This window comes from Capnocytophaga catalasegens, from assembly GCF_026005215.1.
GTDB lineage: Bacteria > Bacteroidota > Bacteroidia > Flavobacteriales > Flavobacteriaceae > Capnocytophaga > Capnocytophaga catalasegens.
Map to the genome: position 1 here is coordinate 95,478 of NZ_BPMA01000018.1, position 22,762 is coordinate 118,239.

Below are 22,762 nucleotides of genomic sequence, written 5' to 3' on the forward strand. Positions count from 1 at the left end.
CAAAGATAGTCTTTCATTTTTTTATAAGGATTGGAAAAATGCTTCCATTTTTTCTTTTTCTTCTTGGGCAAGTGCCGCATCAACGAGTATTCGTCCGCTGTGTTCGTCAGTTATAATCTTCTTACGGGCAGCTATTTCCATTTGTACTTGTGGAGGAATTACAAAAAACGACCCTCCCGAAGCGCCACGCTCCACAGGAACTACAGCCATTCGATTCACTACACTATTGCGAATACGACGATAAGCATCAAACAAACGAGGTTCAATATTTTTGGAGATTTCTTCTGCTTTTTGAAGTAATGCTTCTTCTTCTTTTTGGGTTTCTGCCAAAAGCGAATCAAGTTCATTTTTCTTATGTAACAAGTGTGTTCTTCGATTTTCGATACGTTCTTTTAATTCGCTTATCGTTTGTTTTTTATATTCGGTTTGTGCTTTATGTTCTTTGATACGTTTTTCAGCCAATTGAATTTCAAGTTCCTGATATTCAATTTCTTTGGTAATAGAATTAAATTCTCTATTATTACGAACATTTTTTTGCTGTTCGTTATATTTTTTTATCAAAGTTTTGGCTTCTTCAATCGTATTTTTTTTCTTAGAAACTTCTTCACTGATGGTTTCTAACTCTGTACCGAGTTTTTCCAAACGACTTTCAAGACCGGCTACTTCATCTTCCAAATCTTCTACTTCTAACGGGAGTTCTCCACGAACATTTCTCAATTCATCAACTTGGCTATCAATAAGTTGCAAACTATACAATGTTCTTAATTTTTCTTCTACGGTTACTTCTTTCTTTGACATATTTTTATAGATACTTGATAGGATTTGTATTTTGTGCTATTAGAACGGGTGCAAAGTTAGGAAATTTTTTTGTAAGTTTTTCAAATAAAAGATTTTTTGTGAATTGTTCACTCTCATAATGTCCTATATCTGCTATCAAAATCTTGTTTTCGGCTTGAAAAAATTCGTGATATTTCACATCGGCGGTAACAAAAGCATCGGCTTGCGCTTTTATAGCATTACCAATGGCAAATGCGCCACTCCCACCCAAAACAGCTACTTTTTTTATTGGTTTGCCTGTAAAAGCTGAATATCGAATACAATCCGTTTGCATTTTATCTTTTAGCATTTGCAAAAAATCTATTTCAGACAATACTTGTGAGAGTTCTCCGAGCATTCCTAGCCCAATATGTTGGTGAGTATTTTTCAGGGTATATATCTCATAGGCAACCTCTTCGTATGGATGATTTTTGAAAAGAGCTTCCAACACTTTGTTTTGTACATGCTTGGGAAAAATTATACCTATTTGGGTTTCTTTTTCGTGGTGAAGTATATTTTTTTCACCAATTACGGGATTACTATGTTCGTTGCCTTTGAATGTTCCTACTCCACTGAGATTAAAACTACAATCGCTATAATTACCTATATTTCCGGCTCCGGCTTCAAACAGCTTTTTTCTAAGGATTTCTGCTTGATTTTCGGGAACGAAAGTAATTAGTTTTTGTAAGGTTTCTCGTTGAGGAATGAGTATTTTTCGTGTTGAAAGTCCTAAAATTTCGCAGATACGTGCATTCACTCCCCAAAAAGAGTTATCAAGTGCGGTGTGTATTGCATAAATAGCAATATCGTGGCGAATGGCTTTTATTACAGCACGCTCTACATAAGTTTCTCCCGTTAGTTTTTTCACTCCGTTAAAAATAATTGGGTGAAAACTTACAATTAAATTACATTTTTTTTCAATTGCTTCTGCAACAACACACTCAGTTGTATCAAGAGTGATGAGAATACCGCTTACTTTATTTGATGGATTGCCTACCAAAAGTCCTATGTTATCAAAACTTTCGGCATAGGCAAGCGGAGAAATTTCTTCGAAGAAATCAATAATATTTTGTACATTCATTATTTTGTTTTTATCGGAAAACCTTGCTCAGCCCAAGCTATCATTCCTCCTTGCAGATTTATTACATTAGTAAATCCTTTTTCTTGTAAAAACTGAACCGCTTTAGCACTTCTTCCTCCGGCTTTACAAGCTACAATCACTTGTTCTTGAGTAGGGATTTGAGAAAATTTTTCAGCAAGCTCCCCAAGAGGTATATTCAAAAAATTGGGTACATCGTAAGCGACTTGTTCTACTTCGGAGTGTTCTCTTACATCGACCAAAAGTGCGCCTTGGCTTAGCATTTTGACTGCTTGACTAATAGATATTTCTTTCATAGGTTATTACTTTAAAATATTTCGCCAAAATTACAATTATTTTCAAAAAAAGCAATTTTATTTTATCTTTTTTCAACTGAAAATATTTTTGCATAAGCAATAAGTAAATACTTTATTATATTTTGAGTAGAGAAAAATAAAAATATCTATCGAAAAAATTTTGTATAATCCAAAAATAAAGATTAGTTTTGTGCCTTGTGAAATTTTTAATAAAAAAAAGAAAATATGAGACGAGAAAAGCACTCCAAAGAGTGGAATGAGATAAAAACTAACGACTCGTGGGGAATATTCAAAATAATGGGCGAATTTGTATCTGGATACGAAAAATTGGGCGAAATAGGTCCGTGTGTGTCTATCTTCGGTTCGGCCAGAACAAAACCTGGTTCTCCATATTACGAACTTACCGTTGAAATAGCTGAAAAAATAGTTGAAGCAGGATTTGGAGTAATAACTGGTGGTGGACCAGGAATTATGGAAGCCGGTAACAAAGGAGCACATCAAGGCGGTGGTTCTTCGGTCGGATTGAATATTGACTTACCTTTTGAGCAACACGAAAACCCTTATATTGACCGAGATAAGAGTTTAAAGTTTGATTATTTCTTCGCACGTAAGGTAATGTTCGTCAAATATTCACAGGCGTTTGTGGTGATGCCGGGGGGCTTTGGTACGTTGGACGAACTCTTTGAAGCTATTACCTTGATGCAAACTGAAAAAACCGACAAATTCCCTATTATTCTGGTAGGAAGTGAGTTTTGGAGCGGACTTATTGCTTGGTGCAAAACTACACTTTTGGAACAATTTGGCAACATTAGTCCCGAAGATATAGAGTTATTCAAAATAGTTGATTCCCCCGATGAAGTGGTCGATATTATTGAAAAATTCTACTTAAAATATAGCTTACGACCCAATTTTTAAAATTTTTTATTATGAAACAACAAATTCCTATTTTTAAAATTATAATTACTGCCGCAATTATTATCGGGGTATTGATGTTCGCCCTACCAATGTACAACGTATGGCAGCAGGAAATGGCAGGTAAGGCTGAAATGGCTAAAGCAGAGCAAAACCGAAAGATTTTAATCGAAGAAGCTAAAGCCCGACTCGAAGCCGAGAAATTAAATGCTCAAGCCGAGATAGAACGAGCAAGAGGAATGGCTGAAGCTATGAAAATCGAGAACGGAACGCTTAATTCTGTTTATAATCAGTATTTATTTATCCGAACACTTGAAAAATTGGCAGACAAAGGCAATCTTCCACAGATTATCTATATGCCATCGGAAGGATTAGTACCCGTGATGGATGTTTCTAAAAAGAAAGTAGAAAACAATCAATAGTTAAAAAATATCACACGTGGAAACAATTATTGTTATTGCAGGAGTATTTAATCTGGCGTTTGGGCTTTTTCACATTGCTTTTTGGAGATTATTCCGATGGAAAGACCAGCTTTCTAAACTTAGTTTTGCCAATCGAGGAATTATGCAGATTTTAAATTGGCAAATTATTTACTATTTTTTTGCTACTGCAACAATTTGTTTTTTGTTTCCTACTGAATTGGCAACAACCCATTTAGGAACTATTTTTTTACTATTTTGTTCAGGATTTTGGTTTTTTCGTACCATAGAACAATTCATTTATTTGAAGAAAAATCACAAGGCAATTCACTTGCTTACTTTTTTATTTATCGTCGGGACAATACTTTTTGCTGTACCTATCTTGGACAAATTATGCTAAATTACATCTGAAAATAAATTATATCTGTATATTTAGCCTCTGTATAAACATTTCGTGTCAAGCCAAACGAACTCAACACCCAAGAATTTTTTTATTTGCATACTTTTATAATAAAAATACTAAATTTCTTACCTTATTATTTGGTTTTTATAGAATAAAAAAATAATTTTGCCAATAAATTTTTGTTCCTTGAAAAGACGCTAAATTTTCCTTTCCAAAAAGGAATTTTAAAATAAAGATGCAAGCCAATAACTATTTTTTGCTCCCTTTATGATAAGGAAACTCACGAACAAATATTTTTTGCTTCCTTTACGATGAAGAAGCTCGCGAACAAATGTTTTTTGCTTCCTTTACGATGAAGAAGCCCGTGAACAAATATTTTTTGCTTCCTTTACGATGAAGAAACTCACGAACAAATATTTTTTGCTTCCTTTACGATGAAGAAGCCCGTGAACAAATATTCGCAGAACAATACATAGCGTTGATGGTGCTGGTGGTGTATATGATTAATGAAAGGATGAATTATGAATATAGAATTACACATTCAAAAAGTACAATCTCTTTTAGATCAAATAGATCCACAAAAGAAATGTAAATTTTCGGCTTGGTGCTGTAATGCACTAGTCCTTGAAAAAAAAATAAAAGAAAATATAACCAAAATAACTAATTCAAACGAGAACCACCAACTCTGTGATGCTATTATTAAAGCTGGTTGGTATGATTTCTCCCAAATAAATATTGAAATCTCTCAAAAAGCTATAGAAGATATAAATTGGGATGATGATGATCCATTAAATGATATGGTAGAAACACAAGGAACTATAGAATTATTAGCTTCGATTCGAAATATGTTACTAGGTATACAAAAAAAATCATCTGATAGTTATTATTTTGCCGCATGTGCTGAAAACGTAATTAACTGGAAAGATGCTTTAGCGAATTTCCCATACTCCAAAGATGGCAAAATAGAGGAGGAAAATTTAAAACGTGAATATGAAATTCAATTGTTATTTTTAGATGATTTAAGAAATAATCTAATTACCTTACAGGATATTAAAAAATATAGATGAATAGATACAAGCCTGACTAGCCTAAAACCGTCAAGGCATAAACCCAACTTCAATCTCTATTCGTTCCTTAACAATCCATATCCGTACTATTTTGAAAAATTAGTTATAAATATAAACAATTTAAACAATCAAGAATATGAATAAAATTAGTTTTAAAATCCGCGTATCCGAAATAGCCGATGTGGCTCATCGTTTAGTGAATATCTTTGCCAAAGAGGCGTCATTACAAAACGATGTATTTCTGAAAAATCTGTTTGCTAAAATTGAGTTGCAAGCTACGGCAATTTCGATAGCAATAAAGAAAGAAACTGCTGTTTCTAAACTTGAAGATGCTGATAATCTACGTGATGAAACTATCATCAATTTACACAATATTCTGGTAGGCTATCGCTCAATGCGTACAACAGAAATCAAAGAAAGTGCCGAAAAAATATATGCCGTTTTTGAACGCTACGGAACGAAAATCACGCGCGAGAATTATTCGAGCGAATCAGGACATATTGAGTCGCTTTTGCGCGATTTGGCAGCCACCGACTTGCAAGAAGCCATTGGCAAGCTCTCAGGTGTTGCCGAGACCATCGAAGAGCTTCGCACACGCCAAAAAGCATTCCATACCGAGCAACAGACATACGAAAAAGCACTCTCAGCACAAGGTACTTCAGAGTCTGCAACAGCATTGAAAAAAACACTTTTGGAACTTATTAACAACAAGTTGGTATATTTCCTCATTGCAACGAACACAGAGGCACACTATCAGAATTTGTCAAACCTAGTTGCACAAATTATCAATAGCACCAACGAAACCATTTCGCGACGAAGCAAAAAAACAGACAAGTAATTTTTTTCAATTCGTAGCAATCTATCCGTTATACCTATATAATATATGGTGTATAGGGGCTTTAAAATTAGGAAAAAAACGCTTTAATTCCGCTCAGCGAGACAAAATGCAACGTCAGTCTGAGCGAAGTCGAAGACTTTAATCCGAATTAAAAACCAGAAAAAAATATTTTTTTCGCTTTATTTTATAAAAATATCTTAATAATTACAATGAAATACATCCAATTATTATTTTTCTTCATTTCGACCGTAATTTATGCCCAGCAGGGCGGTATGTGGATACCTTCACTTTTGAAAGGACAGAACGAAAAAGAAATGAAAGCCTTGGGTATGAAAATATCAGCCCAAGATATTTATGACATTAACAAATCATCACTCAAAGATGCAGTTCCTCATTTTGACGGAGGATGTACCTCAGAAGTCATTTCTCCCAAAGGGTTGCTACTGACCAACCACCATTGCGGATATGAACAAATACAAACTCATTCTTCGCTAACAAATAATTATATAAATGATGGTTTTTGGGCAAAATCATTAGAGGAAGAACTTCCAAACCAAGGAATGGAAGTAACGTTCATCGTACGTATCGAAGATGTAACTCAGGCAATTCTCAAAGGAGTTGAAAATGTATCATCTCTTGATGAGCGTCAGCATATTATCGAAAAAAATATGAGCCAAGTAAGTAAAAATACCCCCAAAGAACCTTGGCAAGAAAATCGTATCAAAACCTTCTACAAAGGAAATCAATTTTTGTTGTTTGTTGTTGAAACTTTCAAAGATATTCGTTTGGTAGGCGCTCCGCCCTCATCTATTGGGAAATTTGGCTCCAATACCGATAATTGGGTGTGGCCACGACATACCGGCGACTTTGCCCTCTTCCGCATTTATGCCGACAAAAATAATCGCCCTGCCGAGTATTCCAAAGAGAATGTACCTTACAAACCAAAACATTATTTTCCTATTTCTCTAAAAGGACTTAAAGAAAATGATTTTACAATGATTTTTGGCTATCCTGGTACAACGAACGAATACCTGCCCGCCGTTGCTGTTGAGCAATTAGTTGAAGTTTTGAACCCTGCCAAAATCAACATTCGTGAGGCAGCACTCAAAATACAAGACAAATATATGCGACAAGATGCCGCTATTAAAATACAATATGCGTCCAAAAATGCCCGTATCGCCAACTATTGGAAAAAATGGAAAGGCGAAAGTTTAGGACTTATAAAAACAAATGCCGTTGCTAAAAAACGTATGCAGGAGAACATTTTTACCGAAAAAGTTAATCAATCCGGAAAACAAAACCAATATGGGCATTTACTCTATAATTTTCAACAAAAATACAAGGATTTTGAAAAATATGCGCTCTCAATGGATATTTTTCAAGAAATTGTATTACGTAATGTAGAAATTCTCTCCAACGGATTTAAAATTTATCAACTAAATAACGTATATCAATCAAAAGGCGAGCAAGCATTCTCCGACAGAAGAGACAATCTGGTTAAGGATTTAGAAAAAACTTACAAAGATTATAGTTCTCGTGTAGATAAAGAAATTTTTTCTGCACTAATGGAAATTTATATAAAACAAATGCCTGCTCAATTTGTACCAAAAGAACTCACAAGTGTCGACATAAATACATTGACTAATACCATTTTTGAACAATCTGCATTGACTTCATATGACAAAGTACAACAATTACTCGCCGGAAGCCCTTCGCAAGTTGCTAACAAAGTGACCAATGATAAAGCAATGCAATTAGTCTCGCAAATTACTACTATTTTCTTTCAAGAAATCGTTCCTATGTATCAACATTATAACAGCGAAATTGCGGAACTCCAACGCACTTATATGAAGGCTATTTTAGAATTTTCTACACCGAAAGACCGCATTTTCCCCGATGCTAACAGTACTTTACGCGTTACCTACGGAAAAATAGCAGGATACACACCCGCCGATGCAATTTATTATCAACCCTTCACCTATTTGGAAGGAGTGATGGAAAAATACATTCCTAACGACTACGAATTTGACGTTCCAGCCAAATTACGCGAGTTATACGACAGAAAAGACTATGGAATATATGCGGACAAAAATGGAAAGATGCCCGTATGCTTTATCGCCACGAATCATACGACCGGCGGTAATTCCGGAAGTCCTGCCATTGATGCACACGGAAATCTTATTGGACTCAACTTTGACCGCGTTTGGGAAGGTACAATGAGCGATATTTACTATGATCCAAGCATTTGCAGAAACATTATGGTAGACATCCGCTATGTGCTGTTCATTATAGATAAATATGCAGGTGCTACAAATATTATAAATGAACTTAAATTGGTAAAATAATACAAAAATATAAAGATATGAAATTATTATCAGGAAAAACAGCTATTATCACAGGTGGAAGCCGTGGGATTGGCAAAGGAATTGCCGAAGTATTTGCTCAACAAGGAGCTAATGTTGCTTTTACATATAGCTCTTCGGCAGAGGCTGCAAAAGCCTTAGAAGCTCACTTACAATCGTTTGGAGTAAAAGCAAAAGCCTATCAAAGTGATGCTGCCAATTTTGAACAATGTGAAACCCTTGTCGATGAAGTTTTGAAAGAATTTGGCAATATTGATATTCTTATCAATAACGCAGGAATTACCAAAGATACGTTGCTTATGCGTATGACCGAAGCCGATTTTGATAAAGTAATTGAAGTAAATCTCAAATCAGTTTTCAATATGACCAAAGCCGTACAAAAAATAATGCTAAAACAGCGAAGAGGTTCTATTATCAATATGAGTAGTGTAGTAGGCGTGCAAGGAAATGCAGGGCAAACAAACTATGCAGCATCGAAAGCAGGAATATTAGGCTTTACCAAATCGGTAGCTCTGGAATTGGGTTCGCGTAACATTCGTTGCAATGCAATTGCTCCTGGTTTTATAGAAACTGAAATGACTGCCAAGTTAAGTCCTGAAATTGTAGAAGGTTGGCGCAATGCAATTCCGTTAAAACGCGGAGGACAACCCGAAGATATAGCTAACGTGTGTGTGTTCTTAGCCTCAGAGATGAGTTCATATATTACAGGGCAAACACTACGTGTTGATGGCGGTATGATTACAGCTTAATTCATCTTTTTGAGGATAAAAAAGCTGTCTGTCAATGTGATTCAGGCAGCTTTTTATACTTGAATTGGCTACGATATATCCTTTTTTTGAAGCATCAAATTCCTTTTTGAGACAAGTTACAGGATTTTTTTCAGATAAAAACTTATTTTAATCAAATTTTTACTATCTTTGTCTCGTGCAAAAAAATATTAACATACAGAACAAAAGAGCTCGCTTCGAATACGAAATCATTGAAAATTATATCGCTGGAATGGTTTTGAGTGGAACAGAAATCAAGTCTATCAGGCTGGGAAAGGCTTCTATTGCCGAGAGTTTCTGCGAATTTAATGAGCAAAGCGAACTTTTTGTTATCAATATGAATATTGAGCAATATGCTTACGGAACTTATTACAATCATAAGCCGAAAAGTGAGCGCAAATTATTACTTCAACGAAAAGAACTCCGTAAACTGCACAAAGAAGTTAAGAATTCGGGGTTAACAATTGTCCCTTTGCGTGTTTTTCTTAATGAAAAAGGGTTAGCGAAAATTGAAATTGCTTTAGTGCGCGGTAAGAAACTTCACGACAAACGTGAAAGCATCAAAGATAGAGATAACAAACGTAACTTAGACCGTATTAAAAAGGAATACAAACACTAAATACCCTCTCTATTATACCTCATTCTAATATACAATAAAACAATTTTATTAACACAAAGTCAAATATAACGATACCGACATTCTTATTTCATTGAAGTAGAAACAACAAGAAGGTATTCGATATTCTTATTTCATTAAAACAAAAACAACAAGAATGTATTCGATATTCTTATTTCATTGAAGTATAAATAACAAGAAGGTATTCGATATTCTTATTTCATTAAAACAAAAACAACAAGAATGTATTCGATATTCTTATTTTATTGAAGTAGAAACAAGAAGAATGTATTCAATATTTTTATTTCATTAAAGCAAAAATAACAAGAATATATATACTAATAAAACTTCATCAGTAAGACAACTAAAAAAATGAAGTCAATAGGTATACTTATTTATTATTTTACTTTATATTTTGTGTATCTTAGAATAGATTTTATATTTGTATAATACTTAAAACTTAAACAATAAAACAATGGCATTTGATATTGAAATGATTAAAGACGTGTATTCTCGTATTACAACTCGCGTAGATAAGGCACGCTCTCTGTGCAAAAAGCCACTTACTTTGACAGAGAAGATTTTGTATGCTCACCTTTGGGAGGGAGAACCTTCTAAAATGTTTGAAAGAGCGATAGATTATGTTGATTTTGCCCCTGATAGAGTAGCTTGCCAAGATGCAACTGCCCAGATGGCACTCTTACAATTTATGCATGCGGGAAAAAATAAAGTAGCTGTTCCTACCACGGTACACTGCGACCACTTAATTCAGGCTAAAATAGGAGCAGAAAAAGACCTTGAACGAGCCAAAGAAAGTAGTAATGAGGTATTTGAATTTCTTCAATCGGTATCAAACAAGTATGGTATTGGTTTTTGGAAACCAGGGGCTGGAATTATACACCAAGTTGTTTTAGAAAATTACGCTTTTCCGGGAGGAATGATGATAGGTACAGATTCACATACGCCCAATGCTGGAGGGCTGGGAATGCTTGCTATTGGTGTTGGAGGCGCTGATGCTGTTGATGTTATGGCTGGTATGCCTTGGGAGTTGAAGTTTCCAAAAATTATTGGAGTTAAACTCACTGGAAAGTTATCAGGTTGGACAGCTCCTAAGGATATTATCTTAAAATTAGCAGGTATATTGACTGTAAAAGGAGGAACTGGAGCTATTATAGAATACTTTGGCGAAGGAGCTCAGTCTATTTCTTGTACAGGAAAAGGTACAATTTGTAATATGGGAGCAGAAGTAGGAGCTACAACATCTACCTTCGGATATGATGCTTCTATGGAGCGTTACCTCAGAAGTACAGGTCGTTCTGATGTTGCAGATGCTGCTAACGAAATAAAAGGTTATTTGACTGCAGACCCCGAAGTTTATTCAAATCCATCTTTGTATTTTGACCAAGTTATTGAAATTGATTTATCAACATTAGAGCCTTACTTGAATGGTCCTTTTAGTCCTGACTTAGCTACACCTATTTCACAGATGAAAAGCAAGGCAATTGAGAATAACTGGCCTTTGAAGGTAGAGGTCGGTCTAATAGGTTCATGTACAAATTCGTCATATGAAGATATATCGCGAGCAGCTTCATTAGCAAAACAAGTAGCAGAAAAAAAACTGCAAACGAAATCTAAATTCACAATAACTCCTGGCTCAGAACAGGTTCGTTATACCATAGAGCGAGATGGGTTAATTGACACACTGCAACAGATTGGTGCGACGGTATTTGCCAATGCTTGTGGTCCTTGTATTGGAATGTGGGACAGAGAAGGCGCTGAAAAGAAGGAACGCAACACTATTGTTCATTCCTTTAATCGAAATTTTGCCAAGCGTGCCGATGGTAATCCCAATACATTAGCCTTTGTCGGTTCTCCAGAAATAGTTACCGCGCTTGCCATAGCTGGTCGATTGGACTTCAATCCGCTAACAGATTCTCTTACAAATAGTGATGGGCAAGAAGTTTTCCTTGATGAACCACACGGATTCGAGTTGCCTTCCAAAGGTTTTGCTGTTGAAGATAACGGATATATAGAACCTGCCATTGATGGAAGCAATGTAAAAGTGGTAGTAGCTGACAGCTCGGAACGATTACAGCTACTTGCTCCTTTTGAGCCTTGGAATGGAGAGAACATTCTCGGAGCTAAATTACTGATAAAAGCCCAAGGCAAATGTACTACAGACCATATATCAATGGCTGGACCTTGGCTCAGGTATCGAGGACACTTAGATAATATTGCTAATAATACACTTATTGGTGCTGTCAATGCATTCAATGAACAAACAAATAGCGTGAAGAATCAATTAACAGGACTTTATGGTGCTGTACCCGATGTCCAACGAGCCTACAAGCAAGCTCATCTGCCTACAATCATCGTTGGCGACCACAATTATGGAGAAGGATCGTCAAGAGAACACGCAGCTATGCAACCGCGCCACTTAGGTGTGAAAGCTGTACTGGTAAAATCATTTGCGCGCATTCATGAAACGAATCTGAAAAAGCAAGGTATGTTGGCGCTTACATTTTCCAATGAAAAAGATTATGATATTATTCAAGAAGATGATACTTTTAATTTCATTGATCTAACAGATTTTGCTCCAAATAAGCCTTTGACATTAGAAATAATTCATAGCGATGGTACAAAAGATACAATCAAAGTCAATCATACCTACAACGAATCACAAATTGCTTGGTTTAAAGCAGGAAGCGCACTGAATTTGATTGCCGCCGAAGGGAAAAAATCATAATATATCTTATCGATTGTTAGCAAGAAATATATTTAAGTCAAATTAAAAACCTTTGGTATGTTTGTTCTATAAACATACCAAAGGTTTTAGTTTATGTACGTACAAGCGTATTATAGATTCTATATCAGTAAAATCAATTTATAAAAATCCTTTTTCTAACAATGTCTCTGCTATTTGAATAGTATTGGTAGCTGCTCCTTTACGTAAGTTATCAGAAACTACCCACATATTCAAACTATTGGGAGCTGATTCATCACGACGTAGTCGTCCAACAAACACATCATCTTTTCCTTGTGCATAAATCGGCATTGGATAAGTATTCGTATCGGTATTGTCTTGAAGAACGACTCCGCTTGCTTCGCTTAGTAGCTTTCTGACCTCAGTTAAGTCGAAGTCTTTTCTAAATTCTACATTTACCGACTCACTATGACCTCCTACCACAGGAATACGCACGGCTGTCGCTGTTACTTGAATTGTATCATCGGCAAATATTTTCTTAGTTTCTCGAACCAATTTCATCTCTTCTTTGGTATATCCATTACCTTCAAATGCATCACAATGAGGAATTGCATTTCGATGTATCGGATAATGGTATGCCATTTCCGCTTTCTCTCCTCTGTACTCGCTTTCTAACTGGCGTACAGCTTTAACCCCTGTTCCGGTAATTGATTGATAGGTCGATACAATTATTCGCTTAATTCCATATTTGGCGTGCAATGGTGCCAAAGCTACCAGCATTTGGATAGTCGAGCAATTTGGATTGGCAATAATCTTATCTTCTTTGGTCAATACGTGTGCATTGATTTCAGGGATAATTAGTTTTTTATCATCGTGCATACGCCATGCCGAAGAATTATCAACAACAATTGTTCCTACTTTGGCAAATTTCGGTGCCCATTCCAGCGAAACGCCTCCACCCGACGAGAATAAAGCTACATCAGGTTTAAGTGATACAGCCTGTGACAAACCTATAACTTTGTAATTATTCCCTTTAAACTCAATGGCTTTCCCTATTGATTTCTCCGAAGCAACAGGAATTAACTCTGTCACGGGAAAATTACGCTCTTTAAGTACTTCGAGCATTACATTCCCTACCATTCCAGTTACTCCAACTACAGCTACTTTCATAATATTTTCTTTTAAACTTATGCAAAGATAGCTATTTTTCTAAAATATTTCTCTTTTTTTCTTTGAAAATTACGTATCTTTGGAAATTCAAAAAACTTTCTCTTTGTGAAAAGAAATATCATTATTACTGCTGACGGCTCTACTACAATACAAGTCGAAGAATGGAATGAACATTATCATTCGATACACGGAGCTATTCAAGAAGCTTATCACGTATTTATCAAAAATGGATTACAACTCTTTGCTGGTCAAAATATTTCCATATTAGAGATTGGTTTAGGCACTGGACTGAATGCATTTATTACTTTTTTAGAACATCAAAAACTAAATCAACATATTCATTATCAAGGTATTGAAGCATATCCTGTAAGTATCGAACAAGCCTTGCAGATGAATTATGTACAAGAGTTAAAAACTGATGAATTTCTTCCTATTTTTGAAAAATTACATACGAGCGAATGGGAAAAAAATATCGTTTTAACAGAAACTTTTTCTTTTAGAAAACGACAACAACATTTCCAAGAGATAACCGATACAGATGGTTTTCATCTTATTTATTATGATGCTTTTGGTGCAAGAGTGCAACCTGAACTCTGGACAAATATTCTTTTTGAAAAAATGCACAAAGCACTGAAAACCAATGGAATATTAGTTACTTATTCAGCTAAAGGAAGCGTAAGAAGAGCGATGATTGATGTCGGATTTGAAGTAGAAAAACTCCCTGGTCCCCCAAGAAAACGCGAAATGCTAAGAGCTGTAAAGAAATAAATCTACTCTCAAAAATTTAATAATGTCCGTAGGCAGATAAAACTTCAACTCGTTTTTCTTCTTCAAAAATTTCATAAACAAGTCGATGTTTTTTGTCAATTCGTCGAGACCAAACTAAACGCTCTCCAAAGCCTTTGAGTAATTCTGCTTGACCTGTTCCTGTGGTAGGATGTATTTCTAATTCGTCAAGAAGCGTATCAATTTTCACAAGGAGTTTCTTTTGACCTGACTTATTATGTTTTTCTAAATGTTTAAGATATTCATCAGAATATAGAAGTTTATAAATTTCACTATTCATTCCCTAAGAGCATTTTTTTCATATCTTCCCGACTAATTTCGTGTTTCTTACTTTTTCTCGCTCTATCTATCATCGCAAAAAACTCCTCTTTGCTCATTTTGGTATCATCTTTTTTTACTGAAATATTGATACTTTTAAGCAACTCAACTACTTTTTTATATTGTTCCTTAGTGATTCCTTTTTCTAATTGAATGGTTGTTATCATTGTGTAAGTTTTTTATTATCTATTTTTTTTTAATTATATTTTTCATTTGACAAAAGATAATTTATAAAATGTTTAGTGCTTTTTTGGGTAATACTATAAACTTATTGAGCCTAATTTTTTACTTAAATCTTTTAGAGCAAAATTAAGCGTTTTTATTTCTTCATCAGTAAATTGAGCAGGACTTCCATTAACTATATTACCATTTAGTCGTTGGTAAAACCAACTTTTTGATTTCTGAAAATAATGTTCAGCAATGTAGGATAAAGGTAAGATAGGTAACACTTCATTTAATCGAACTTTAACGGATAATTCTTTGGTTTTTTGAAGGGTATCATCTATTGAAAATTTCATTGCATCGATAAATTTTTCCTCATTTTCAGAGGCTAATTTACTGATTTCTAGATAGATGAGTTTTCGCTCAGCTTCTGTTTTTGTTTTCACATATAGCTGTTTTAATTCTTGTATTTTTTCTTTCATATTATTATTTTTAAAAGATTTTTTATTTGCCTAATTCTTTGAGTTCTTTTATAATTTCTTCAATTTTGGTATCAAAATAATCTTTTATCTGCTTGCCTCTTGTTGAGATTTCTTTATAATTATCTATAAAAAAAATCTAACTCTTTTCTAAGTTCTGCCTTGCGTTTCTTTTGTTCTTTGGTTAGCATATATCTTACCTTGAATTAACATTGCAAAGATAATAATATTTTTATTATTACACAAATATTTTACAAGTTTTCTTCACCTATCAAATTAAAATTGCAAAAAGACTGTCATCATTTACAACATATTAAAATAAGTAAATAAATTTTTATTAGTTTATCCTGAAACACCTCTTATAAAAAACGAATATAGTGGTAAATAATTTTCGTTTTATTTATGTTTTTCAAACACAAATAGATATAAAAAAACACCAATAAATGTATATTTTATTGGTGTTTTAGCTTTTTGACTTTAAACAGATTAAAGATTTTGTGACCTCGACAGGATTCAAACCTGTAACCTTCTGAGCCGTAATCAGATGCGCTATTCAGTTGCGCCACGAGGCCTTTTGTATTTCGGGTGCAAAGATACAACCTTTTTTCTATTCTACAAATAAAATCATATTTTTTTTGTTATTTTTTTTGTTATTTTTTTTCACTACCTTTGCATATTGTTTTTCAATTATCTTAATGGATACTAATTCCTTAGAAATATTAAAAAAATACTGGGGATACGATAGTTTTCGAGAACCTCAGCAAGAAATCATTTTTTCTGTTTTACAAAAAAAAGATACTCTCGCTATCCTCCCCACAGGCGGAGGAAAATCTATTTGCTTTCAAATTCCTGCCTTACTTCAAGAAGGGATTTGTCTGGTTATTTCTCCATTGATTGCACTAATGCAAGACCAAGTCAGCAACCTACAAGATAAAGGAATCAGTGCGGTAGCTCTAACAGGAACGATTGTATTCCACGAATTGGAACGAATTTTAAACAATGCCATCTACGGAGCTTACCAATTCCTATACATCTCGCCCGAACGATTGCAAAATGCTTTTGTTCAAGAGAAACTCAAATCAATGAAAATCAATCTTATAGCTATTGATGAAGCACATTGTATTTCTCATTGGGGACAAGATTTTCGCCCTGCATACTTAGCATGTGGGCAACTTCGAGAATGGTTCCCCGAGGTTCCTATTATTGCATTGACTGCTAGTGCTACTCCTGCCATAGAACAAGATATTATCAAAAACTTACAACTACAATATCCAAATATTATCAAAAAAACTCTTCGAAGAGTAAATTTGAGCTATATGGTATATGAAATAGAAGATAAAAGAGGGCGATTGGAGAGAATTTTATCAAAAAATACAGAAAGTTCAATAATATATGTTCGAAATCGAAAACTCACAATGGAATTGACTCAATATCTGAAAGATAAGGGATTTTCTGCTACTTTTTTTCATGGAGGGCTTTCTTCTGAAGAAAAAAAAATACGAATGAACATGTGGCTAATGAATGATGTACAGGTAATGGTAGCAACCAATGCTTTCGGCATGGGAATTGATAAACCCGATGTTCGTACAGTTATTCACTGGGATTTACCAAATTCGCTTGAAGATTATTTTCAAGAGGCAGGGAGAGCAGGGAGAGATGGAAAAAAAGCATATGCCTTCCTTCTTTACAATCAAAATGATGTAAAAAAATTGCAATATACAACACAATTAAGCCAAGTATCTCTTGATTATCTAAAACTTGTTTACAGAAAACTATGTAATTACTTTCAAATAGCTTATGCTGAAGGGGAAGGCACTACACACGTTTTCAAACTATCCGATTTTACTTTTCGCAATAAATTAGATGTCTATCAGACATATCAAGCTTTAGAAGTTTTAGACCGAAATAGTGTTCTTTCGCTCAGTCAAGCTTTTTACAGAAAAGCTACTCTTCGGATTCTTGTCAGTAGTGAGCAAGTAAGGTCATATTTGTTACAAAATCCTGCCGAAAAAGAATTGATGTATTATTTAATGCGTAATTATACAGGTATTTACGAACAAATTATTTCCTTTCAGGTAGAAAAAATTGCTCCTCATATACGAAAATCTACTAATGAAATTTTACAACAACTCAACCGACTGAAAGCAAATCAAATTATTGAATACAAAGAAGAAAACACCGATGCTGAAATAACCTTTCTTATGCCTCGTGATGATGATAGAACGATTCACTTTATCAGTCCACAAGTAAAATGGTTCAATAAACATAAAAAAGAACAAGCACAAGCCGTTTTTGATTTTTTGAATGCTAAAAATCAGTGTAAAGAGCGTTTTTTATTAGCATATTTCGGCGAAAAAACTGATAAAGATTGTGAAATATGTTCATATTGTATCGAAAAAAAATCAAAAAATAATTTGATAACTCCCGAAATAGAACTTCAAATAATGCAATTTCTGCAAGAAAAACCTACGACATCACAAGAGATTTGCCAAAAATTCTCTATTGAAGAGTCTAAAATTATACTTTTACTAAAAAAATGGATTGATAAACAGATAATAAAACGAAATTCCTTTAATCAATATACAACATAATATATTATTGCTATGAAAAATATAAGAATTGTGTTTATGGGGACACCCGATTTTGCCACAGAAACGCTAAAAAAATTAGTTGAAAATAGAGTTAATGTTGTCGCAGTGATTACTGCTCCAGATAAACAAGCTGGACGTGGGCAAAAACTACAATCCTCGTCTGTAAAACAATACGCTATATCACAACAAATCCCTGTATTACAACCTACAAATTTAAAAGACACTTCTTTTTTGGAAGAATTAAAAAGTTATAATGCTGATTTGCAAATTGTTGTTGCTTTTCGTATGCTTCCAAAAGCAGTTTGGGCAATGCCTAAAATGGGGACTTTCAATTTGCACGCTTCCCTCCTTCCCGATTATCGAGGTGCTGCTCCTATAAATTGGGCAATTATCCAAGGCGAAAAACAAACTGGTGTTACCACTTTTTTTATTGATGAAAAAATAGATACTGGTGCTATTATTTTGCAAGAAACTACCGAAATATTACCCAGAGAAACTGCTGGTTCGCTACACGACAAACTAATGGTACAAGGAGCAAATCTTGTACTAAAAACTATTGAATTGATAGCTCAAAATAAAGTAAAATCACAAATTCAACCTGAAAAAGTGTACAAAGAGGCTTTCAAAATACACAAAGAAACCTGTCGTATCGATTGGACAAAATCTCTTGAACAGATTGATTATTTTATCAGAGGAATGAGTCCTTATCCAACTGCTTGGAGTGTTATTAAACGACAAAGTATTGAAATTCCCGTTAAAATATACGAAGCAACTCCTTTGAAAGAAAAACATTCACTTACTGTGGGAAGTATTCTGATAGAAAACAAAGCACTCAAAATAGCAACAACAGATGGTTTTCTACAAATAGATCAACTGCAACTACCTGCTAAAAAACGAATGACATCCAAAGAGCTTCTTAATGGATTTTCTTTCGAATTAGGGGATTATTTTTCTTAATAAATTTTGTATTTTTACTTAAAAAAATAATAAAGATGCGGTTTTACTGAGAAAAGTTGATTGAAAAATTTGTCTATCTAAATAAAATCTTTATATTTGTCCCGTTTTAGAATATTAAAATTAACACCTATGAACAAAACAGAACTTATCGACGCAATTGCAGCTGATGCAGAAATCTCAAAAGTAGCTGCGAAAAAAGCATTAGAGTCTTTCCTTTCTAATGTTGAAAAAACATTGAAAAAAGGAGGAAAAGTATCATTAGTAGGTTTCGGTTCTTGGTCTGTAACAGATAGACCTGCACGCGAAGGAAGAAACCCTCAAACAGGTAAAACTATTAAAATTGCTGCTAAAAAAGTAGTAAAATTCAAAGCTGGTACAGAACTTTCAGATGCTGTAAACTAATTGAATTTTTAAATAGTTACAAACGATACTTAAAAACACCAATAAAATATTTTGTTGGTGTTTTTTTGTAAAAGAAATAATAGAATACTTAATTTATTTTGTTTCAAAAGATTGTTAAAAATTTATTCATTTCTAAATTATTACTTCCCGATGTAAAAACCAAAACCTATATCTTACTATCTGAAAAAAATACAAAAATGTACGCCTAATTTTTATACCTTATTATTCGTTTGGTACATATCTTCTATATCCGTTTAAGTCCTAATTCGTCTAAAAATTTGTTATGTTTTTCAGTCTGCAAATCAATAAGTTTGTTAATTTTTGAAAGTTGCTCTTGAACAGCTTCTAAGTCTATAAGTTCTTCTTCTTGTTGAAGGCTTACATACTTTGAAATGTTTAGGTTATATCCGTTTTGTTCTATTTCTGACATCGGGACACAACGTGAATAATTTTCTATTTCACTACGGAATTGATAAGTCTCTACAATGCGGTCGATATGCTCATCGTTTAGTGTATTTTGTCGTTTGCCTTTGTCAAAATGTTCGGAAGCGTTGATAAACAACACATCATCTTGTTTTTTGCATTTCTTTAAAACTAAAATACAAACAGGTATTCCCGTAGAATAAAACAGATTGGAAGGCAAGCCTATAACTGTATCTATATTGTTGTCTTTGAGCAATTTAGTACGGATTCTCTCCTCTGCTCCTCCTCTGAAAAGTACGCCGTGAGGCAAGATAATTGCCATTGTTCCCTCTTTTGCCAAAAAATGAAATCCGTGCAAGAGAAAAGCAAAATCTGCGGCTGATTTTGGAGCAACTCCATAGCTTTTGAAACGAAAATCATCGATAATGGCCTCGGCAGGCTCCCAACGCAAACTAAATGGCGGATTGGCTACTATGCCGTCAAACTCTTGCTTTTTGGCAGGGTTCATTTCGTTTAAAATATCCCACTGATTTAAAAGTGTATCGCCGTGAAATATCTCAAACTCAGTGTCTTTCACTCCGTGAAGTATCATATTCATTCGGGCAAGGTTATAAGTGGTTATGTTGTTTTCTTGTCCGAAAATTTTGCCTATTGTTCCCCCTTTTTGATGCAGTTGATGACGTACATTGAGCAACAAAGAGCCTGAACCACAAGCAAAATCAAGTATTTTTTCAAGTCGTGTTTTGACACCTGTAGAAGGGTCTTGCGAATCCAAAATTACAATTCGTGAAAGTATGGTAGAGACGGGTTGCGGCGTATAAAATTCGCCTGCTTTTTTACCTGAACCTGAGGCAAACTGGGCAATAAGATACTCATAAGCATCGCCAAGCACATCAGTATCGGTAGAAAAATCAGCAATACCTTCGGCTATGGTGCTGATAATTTTACAAAGCCGTTGATTGCGTTCGGTAGCTGTTTTGCCTAATTTGTCCGAATTCAAATTAACATCAGAAAACAAACCTTTGAAAGTGCTTTCAAACGATTTTTCTTCGATGTAACGGAAGCCTTTTTCGAGGGTTTCCAATAGGTCAATACTCTGAATACGAGCCATTTCGGCAATGTTTCCCCACAGATATTCGGGTTTGATGACATAATGCACTTTACGGCGGAGTTGCTTTTCTAACTCCGCTACGTCATCTGGATTGGCTTTATACCAAGTGTCCAAAGGCTGTGAAGCATTTTCAGGATAATCACGACCTAACTCTCGGCGGGCAGCATCTTCGTAATTGCTGGATAGGTAACGAAGAAAGAGAAACGAAAGCATATAATCACGAAAATCATCGGCGTTCATTGCTCCTCGCAGTTGGTCAGCTATGCTCCAAAGGGTTTTTCCTAATTGTTGTTGGTCTGTTTTTGCCATTTTTTATGTTTATTCGTTATCGCTATTAAAAATTTCTGGGAAAGAAAATTCATATTTCCCAAGAAAACTTTGCAAAATTCTTTTGAAAAGTTCTTTGTTATCGTTAGTCATCTCAACAGGTTCATATACTGAATATTTTCCGTGACTGAATAAATTTAAAGCTCGTTCAAAAAGTATTTCATCTTCCAAACCCGTTATGCATTTATCAATTTTGTCATAACCAAAAAAAGTAGCAGTTTTTTCTAAAATACTTCTCAATATATTAAAATGATAAGTATAAATAGTATTTGATTCAGCTACTTTTTTTAATTCGTTAATAGTTGCTATATGATGAAAAAAAGGTGTGTCATTTGTTTCCTGAAGTGCATAACCTGAATCTCCTCTATTATGTAGAAAATATCTTTTATTTTTTGTTTTTCTACCTATTTCATTAGACAAAACATTAAAAAACAAACTGTGATGAGTAGAAATCACCACTTTAACTTGTTTTTTTTCATTTATTAGTAACTTACACAAATCACAAGCTATTGCAATCGCATTATTTTCATCAAGAGATGATATAGGGTCATCAATGTAAATATATTTCACCCAACTATATGCAGGGTCTTTATCAATTACTAGCTGACAAATTGCCATAAAAAAACTCCAAATAAACAAAGTCTCCTCACCTCGTGAAATTTTAATATTTTCTACTGTTCGATTTGTATTATTTTCGATAAATTTTCTTGAAAACGAAACTTCATAATTATCGTAATCAATCTTAAAATCCAAATCAATATAATTTTGAAAAAACAACTCTATTTTTTCATCTAAATTTAATTCTTTTAAACCATCAAAAAAAGCAGAATCAGCATTAAATTTCAACCTCCTATTTGTATCATTATCCAAGTCATTATCCCACGAAAATAAATCTTCAGTAAAAGCATTGAAATATAATGTATCCCCACCTATTGCATTTCCTTCTTCATCAAGAGCTTTCCCTTGTTGCTTGAATTCCATCGAAAGGCGTGTTTTACCACTACCATTATGAGCAAAAAGTAATATTATATTTTTCTCTTTAGTAGCATCTCCCATTAGAGTTTTTCTAAAATCTTTTCCTATTTCGGAGAGATTTTCAAATGATCGTATTTTGGTTGTATTACTCATTTTTTTCAAATATTACTTTTTTTCATTTTTTACGCTACATTGTTTTCATTAACTAATAAATTTTGTAACAACCCTTTTTTATGATTTTTGAGAGTTTCTATTTTTTGGGTTTGCGTGCTAATCACGATATCTACTGATGAAAGACACGCTGCTATTTTTTGTTGTTCTGCTATGGAGGGGAAGGGGAGTTTTATATTTTGATATTCTGAAATATAATATCGTTTATGTTCCGTAGCCTCAAATTTAATAGTAGAAATTAATTCATAAATAAATTTGATGTTATAGTTATTTTTTGCTAATAAAATTTTTATAGCAGAAGATTTTACTTTAAAAGGAAAATCAACAAATTTGCTATCCGTTGTAAAATCATCAAAAATGATAACAGGAAAATTATCAAAAACGCCAAATTCTTCATTTGTATATCCTAATATAAAACTTTTATTTGCAGTTAATACAGGAATTCCATTCGTTTGATAATTAGTATCTTTTACAATATAATTATCAGGTCTTTTATAATCTAAAACCTCCCCCAAAGTTTTCACCTCCCAAGGTTTATCATTTTTAAACTCAGGGAAACGAAGTTTTAGCAAGTAGTTGTAAATCAACAA

23 protein-coding genes and 1 tRNA gene are annotated in these 22,762 nt (G+C 34.0%); 13 read left to right on the plus strand and 11 right to left on the minus strand.

The genetic code is table 11. The annotated features are described in order from the left end of the window. Positions 1-21 precede the first annotated feature (21 nt). The 3 genes from OO775_RS06200 to OO775_RS06210 are packed head-to-tail and all read right to left on the minus strand — an operon-like array spanning position 22 to position 2,211. A complete protein-coding gene (locus OO775_RS06200) occupies positions 22-798 on the minus strand; it encodes a zinc ribbon domain-containing protein (RefSeq protein WP_264846184.1) in 777 nt (258 codons plus the stop codon). A gap of 4 nt (positions 799-802) precedes the next feature. Continuing rightward, positions 803-1,897, minus strand: a complete 1,095-nt coding sequence (locus OO775_RS06205) for a Nif3-like dinuclear metal center hexameric protein (RefSeq protein ID WP_264846186.1) — start codon at positions 1,895-1,897, stop codon at positions 803-805. Beyond that, positions 1,897-2,211 carry a rhodanese-like domain-containing protein gene (locus tag OO775_RS06210; protein WP_264846187.1) on the minus strand — a complete coding sequence of 105 codons (315 nt, stop codon included), beginning with the start codon at positions 2,209-2,211 and terminating at the stop codon, positions 1,897-1,899. Before OO775_RS06210 ends, OO775_RS06205 begins: the two co-directional genes overlap by 1 nt. A 225-nt stretch (positions 2,212-2,436) precedes the next feature. Between OO775_RS06210 and OO775_RS06215 the strand changes: the two genes are divergently transcribed. The 9 genes from OO775_RS06215 (at position 2,437) to OO775_RS06255 (ending at position 12,342) form a co-directional block, all read left to right on the plus strand. Continuing rightward, on the plus strand, positions 2,437-3,126 hold the full coding sequence (locus tag OO775_RS06215; protein WP_264846188.1) for an LOG family protein: 690 nt from the start codon (positions 2,437-2,439) through the stop codon (positions 3,124-3,126). 11 nt (positions 3,127-3,137) lie between these two features. Continuing rightward, the gene (locus tag OO775_RS06220) at positions 3,138-3,545 is read left to right on the plus strand and encodes a hypothetical protein (protein ID WP_264846189.1); all 408 of its coding nucleotides are present in this window, start codon (positions 3,138-3,140) and stop codon (positions 3,543-3,545) included. 16 nt (positions 3,546-3,561) lie between these two features. After that, the gene (locus tag OO775_RS06225) at positions 3,562-3,942 is read left to right on the plus strand and encodes a hypothetical protein (protein WP_264846190.1); all 381 of its coding nucleotides are present in this window, start codon (positions 3,562-3,564) and stop codon (positions 3,940-3,942) included. Positions 3,943-4,466: 524 nt separating this feature from the next. Further along, on the plus strand, positions 4,467-5,012 hold the full coding sequence (locus OO775_RS06230; protein ID WP_264846191.1) for a hypothetical protein: 546 nt from the start codon (positions 4,467-4,469) through the stop codon (positions 5,010-5,012). Between the two features lie 136 nt (positions 5,013-5,148). Next, positions 5,149-5,850 (plus strand): DUF6261 family protein, encoded by a 702-nt coding sequence (locus tag OO775_RS06235; RefSeq protein ID WP_264846192.1) that lies wholly within the window; start codon positions 5,149-5,151, stop codon positions 5,848-5,850. A gap of 209 nt (positions 5,851-6,059) precedes the next feature. Continuing rightward, positions 6,060-8,195 (plus strand): S46 family peptidase, encoded by a 2,136-nt coding sequence (locus OO775_RS06240; RefSeq protein WP_264846193.1) that lies wholly within the window; start codon positions 6,060-6,062, stop codon positions 8,193-8,195. Between the two features lie 17 nt (positions 8,196-8,212). Further along, positions 8,213-8,962: a 3-oxoacyl-[acyl-carrier-protein] reductase gene (gene fabG, locus OO775_RS06245; protein ID WP_264846194.1), complete on the plus strand. Its 750-nt coding sequence runs from the start codon at positions 8,213-8,215 to the stop codon at positions 8,960-8,962. A 175-nt stretch (positions 8,963-9,137) separates the two neighbouring features. Continuing rightward, entirely contained in the window at positions 9,138-9,599 is a 462-nt protein-coding gene (gene smpB / locus OO775_RS06250; protein WP_264846195.1) for an SsrA-binding protein SmpB, read from the plus strand. A 472-nt stretch (positions 9,600-10,071) separates the two neighbouring features. Continuing rightward, on the plus strand, positions 10,072-12,342 hold the full coding sequence (locus OO775_RS06255; RefSeq protein WP_264846197.1) for an aconitate hydratase: 2,271 nt from the start codon (positions 10,072-10,074) through the stop codon (positions 12,340-12,342). Between the two features lie 138 nt (positions 12,343-12,480). Here OO775_RS06255 and OO775_RS06260 read toward each other — a convergent pair whose 3' ends face one another. Next, a complete protein-coding gene (locus OO775_RS06260) occupies positions 12,481-13,470 on the minus strand; it encodes an aspartate-semialdehyde dehydrogenase (protein ID WP_264846198.1) in 990 nt (329 codons plus the stop codon). 105 nt (positions 13,471-13,575) lie between these two features. Here OO775_RS06260 and mnmC2 point away from each other — a divergent pair, with 105 nt between their 5' ends. After that, positions 13,576-14,238, plus strand: a complete 663-nt coding sequence (gene mnmC2 / locus OO775_RS06265; protein ID WP_264846199.1) for a tRNA (5-methylaminomethyl-2-thiouridine)(34)-methyltransferase MnmC2 — start codon at positions 13,576-13,578, stop codon at positions 14,236-14,238. Between the two features lie 16 nt (positions 14,239-14,254). Here mnmC2 and OO775_RS06270 read toward each other — a convergent pair whose 3' ends face one another. From OO775_RS06270 to OO775_RS06285, 4 genes are all read right to left on the minus strand, one after another. Further along, positions 14,255-14,536: a Txe/YoeB family addiction module toxin gene (locus OO775_RS06270; protein WP_264846201.1), complete on the minus strand. Its 282-nt coding sequence runs from the start codon at positions 14,534-14,536 to the stop codon at positions 14,255-14,257. Then, on the minus strand, positions 14,529-14,741 hold the full coding sequence (locus tag OO775_RS06275; protein WP_264846202.1) for a hypothetical protein: 213 nt from the start codon (positions 14,739-14,741) through the stop codon (positions 14,529-14,531). Before OO775_RS06275 ends, OO775_RS06270 begins: the two co-directional genes overlap by 8 nt. 93 nt (positions 14,742-14,834) lie before the next feature. Continuing rightward, positions 14,835-15,218, minus strand: a complete 384-nt coding sequence (locus OO775_RS06280) for a DUF5053 domain-containing protein (RefSeq protein WP_264846203.1) — start codon at positions 15,216-15,218, stop codon at positions 14,835-14,837. A 495-nt stretch (positions 15,219-15,713) separates the two neighbouring features. Then, positions 15,714-15,787 (minus strand) — tRNA-Arg (locus tag OO775_RS06285). Positions 15,788-15,910: 123 nt separating this feature from the next. Between OO775_RS06285 and OO775_RS06290 the strand changes: the two genes are divergently transcribed. From OO775_RS06290 to OO775_RS06300, 3 genes are all read left to right on the plus strand, one after another. Then, positions 15,911-17,806 (plus strand): RecQ family ATP-dependent DNA helicase, encoded by a 1,896-nt coding sequence (locus OO775_RS06290; protein ID WP_264846204.1) that lies wholly within the window; start codon positions 15,911-15,913, stop codon positions 17,804-17,806. Between the two features lie 12 nt (positions 17,807-17,818). Next, a complete protein-coding gene (fmt, locus tag OO775_RS06295; RefSeq protein ID WP_264846205.1) occupies positions 17,819-18,763 on the plus strand; it encodes a methionyl-tRNA formyltransferase in 945 nt (314 codons plus the stop codon). Between the two features lie 129 nt (positions 18,764-18,892). After that, positions 18,893-19,165 carry an HU family DNA-binding protein gene (locus OO775_RS06300; RefSeq protein ID WP_264846206.1) on the plus strand — a complete coding sequence of 91 codons (273 nt, stop codon included), beginning with the start codon at positions 18,893-18,895 and terminating at the stop codon, positions 19,163-19,165. A gap of 244 nt (positions 19,166-19,409) precedes the next feature. On the opposite strand, the gene OO775_RS06305 is transcribed toward OO775_RS06300, so the two are convergent. Genes OO775_RS06305 through OO775_RS06315 form a run of 3 tightly spaced genes read right to left on the minus strand, consistent with a single transcriptional unit; the run spans position 19,410 to position 22,759 of the window. Continuing rightward, the gene (locus OO775_RS06305; protein ID WP_264846207.1) at positions 19,410-21,008 is read right to left on the minus strand and encodes a type I restriction-modification system subunit M; all 1,599 of its coding nucleotides are present in this window, start codon (positions 21,006-21,008) and stop codon (positions 19,410-19,412) included. A gap of 9 nt (positions 21,009-21,017) precedes the next feature. Further along, positions 21,018-22,154: an AAA family ATPase gene (locus OO775_RS06310; protein WP_264846208.1), complete on the minus strand. Its 1,137-nt coding sequence runs from the start codon at positions 22,152-22,154 to the stop codon at positions 21,018-21,020. Positions 22,155-22,183: 29 nt separating this feature from the next. Then, complete coding sequence (locus tag OO775_RS06315; RefSeq protein ID WP_264846209.1) at positions 22,184-22,759, minus strand: restriction endonuclease subunit S; 576 nt, start codon at positions 22,757-22,759, stop codon at positions 22,184-22,186. Positions 22,760-22,762: the final 3 nt, after the last annotated feature.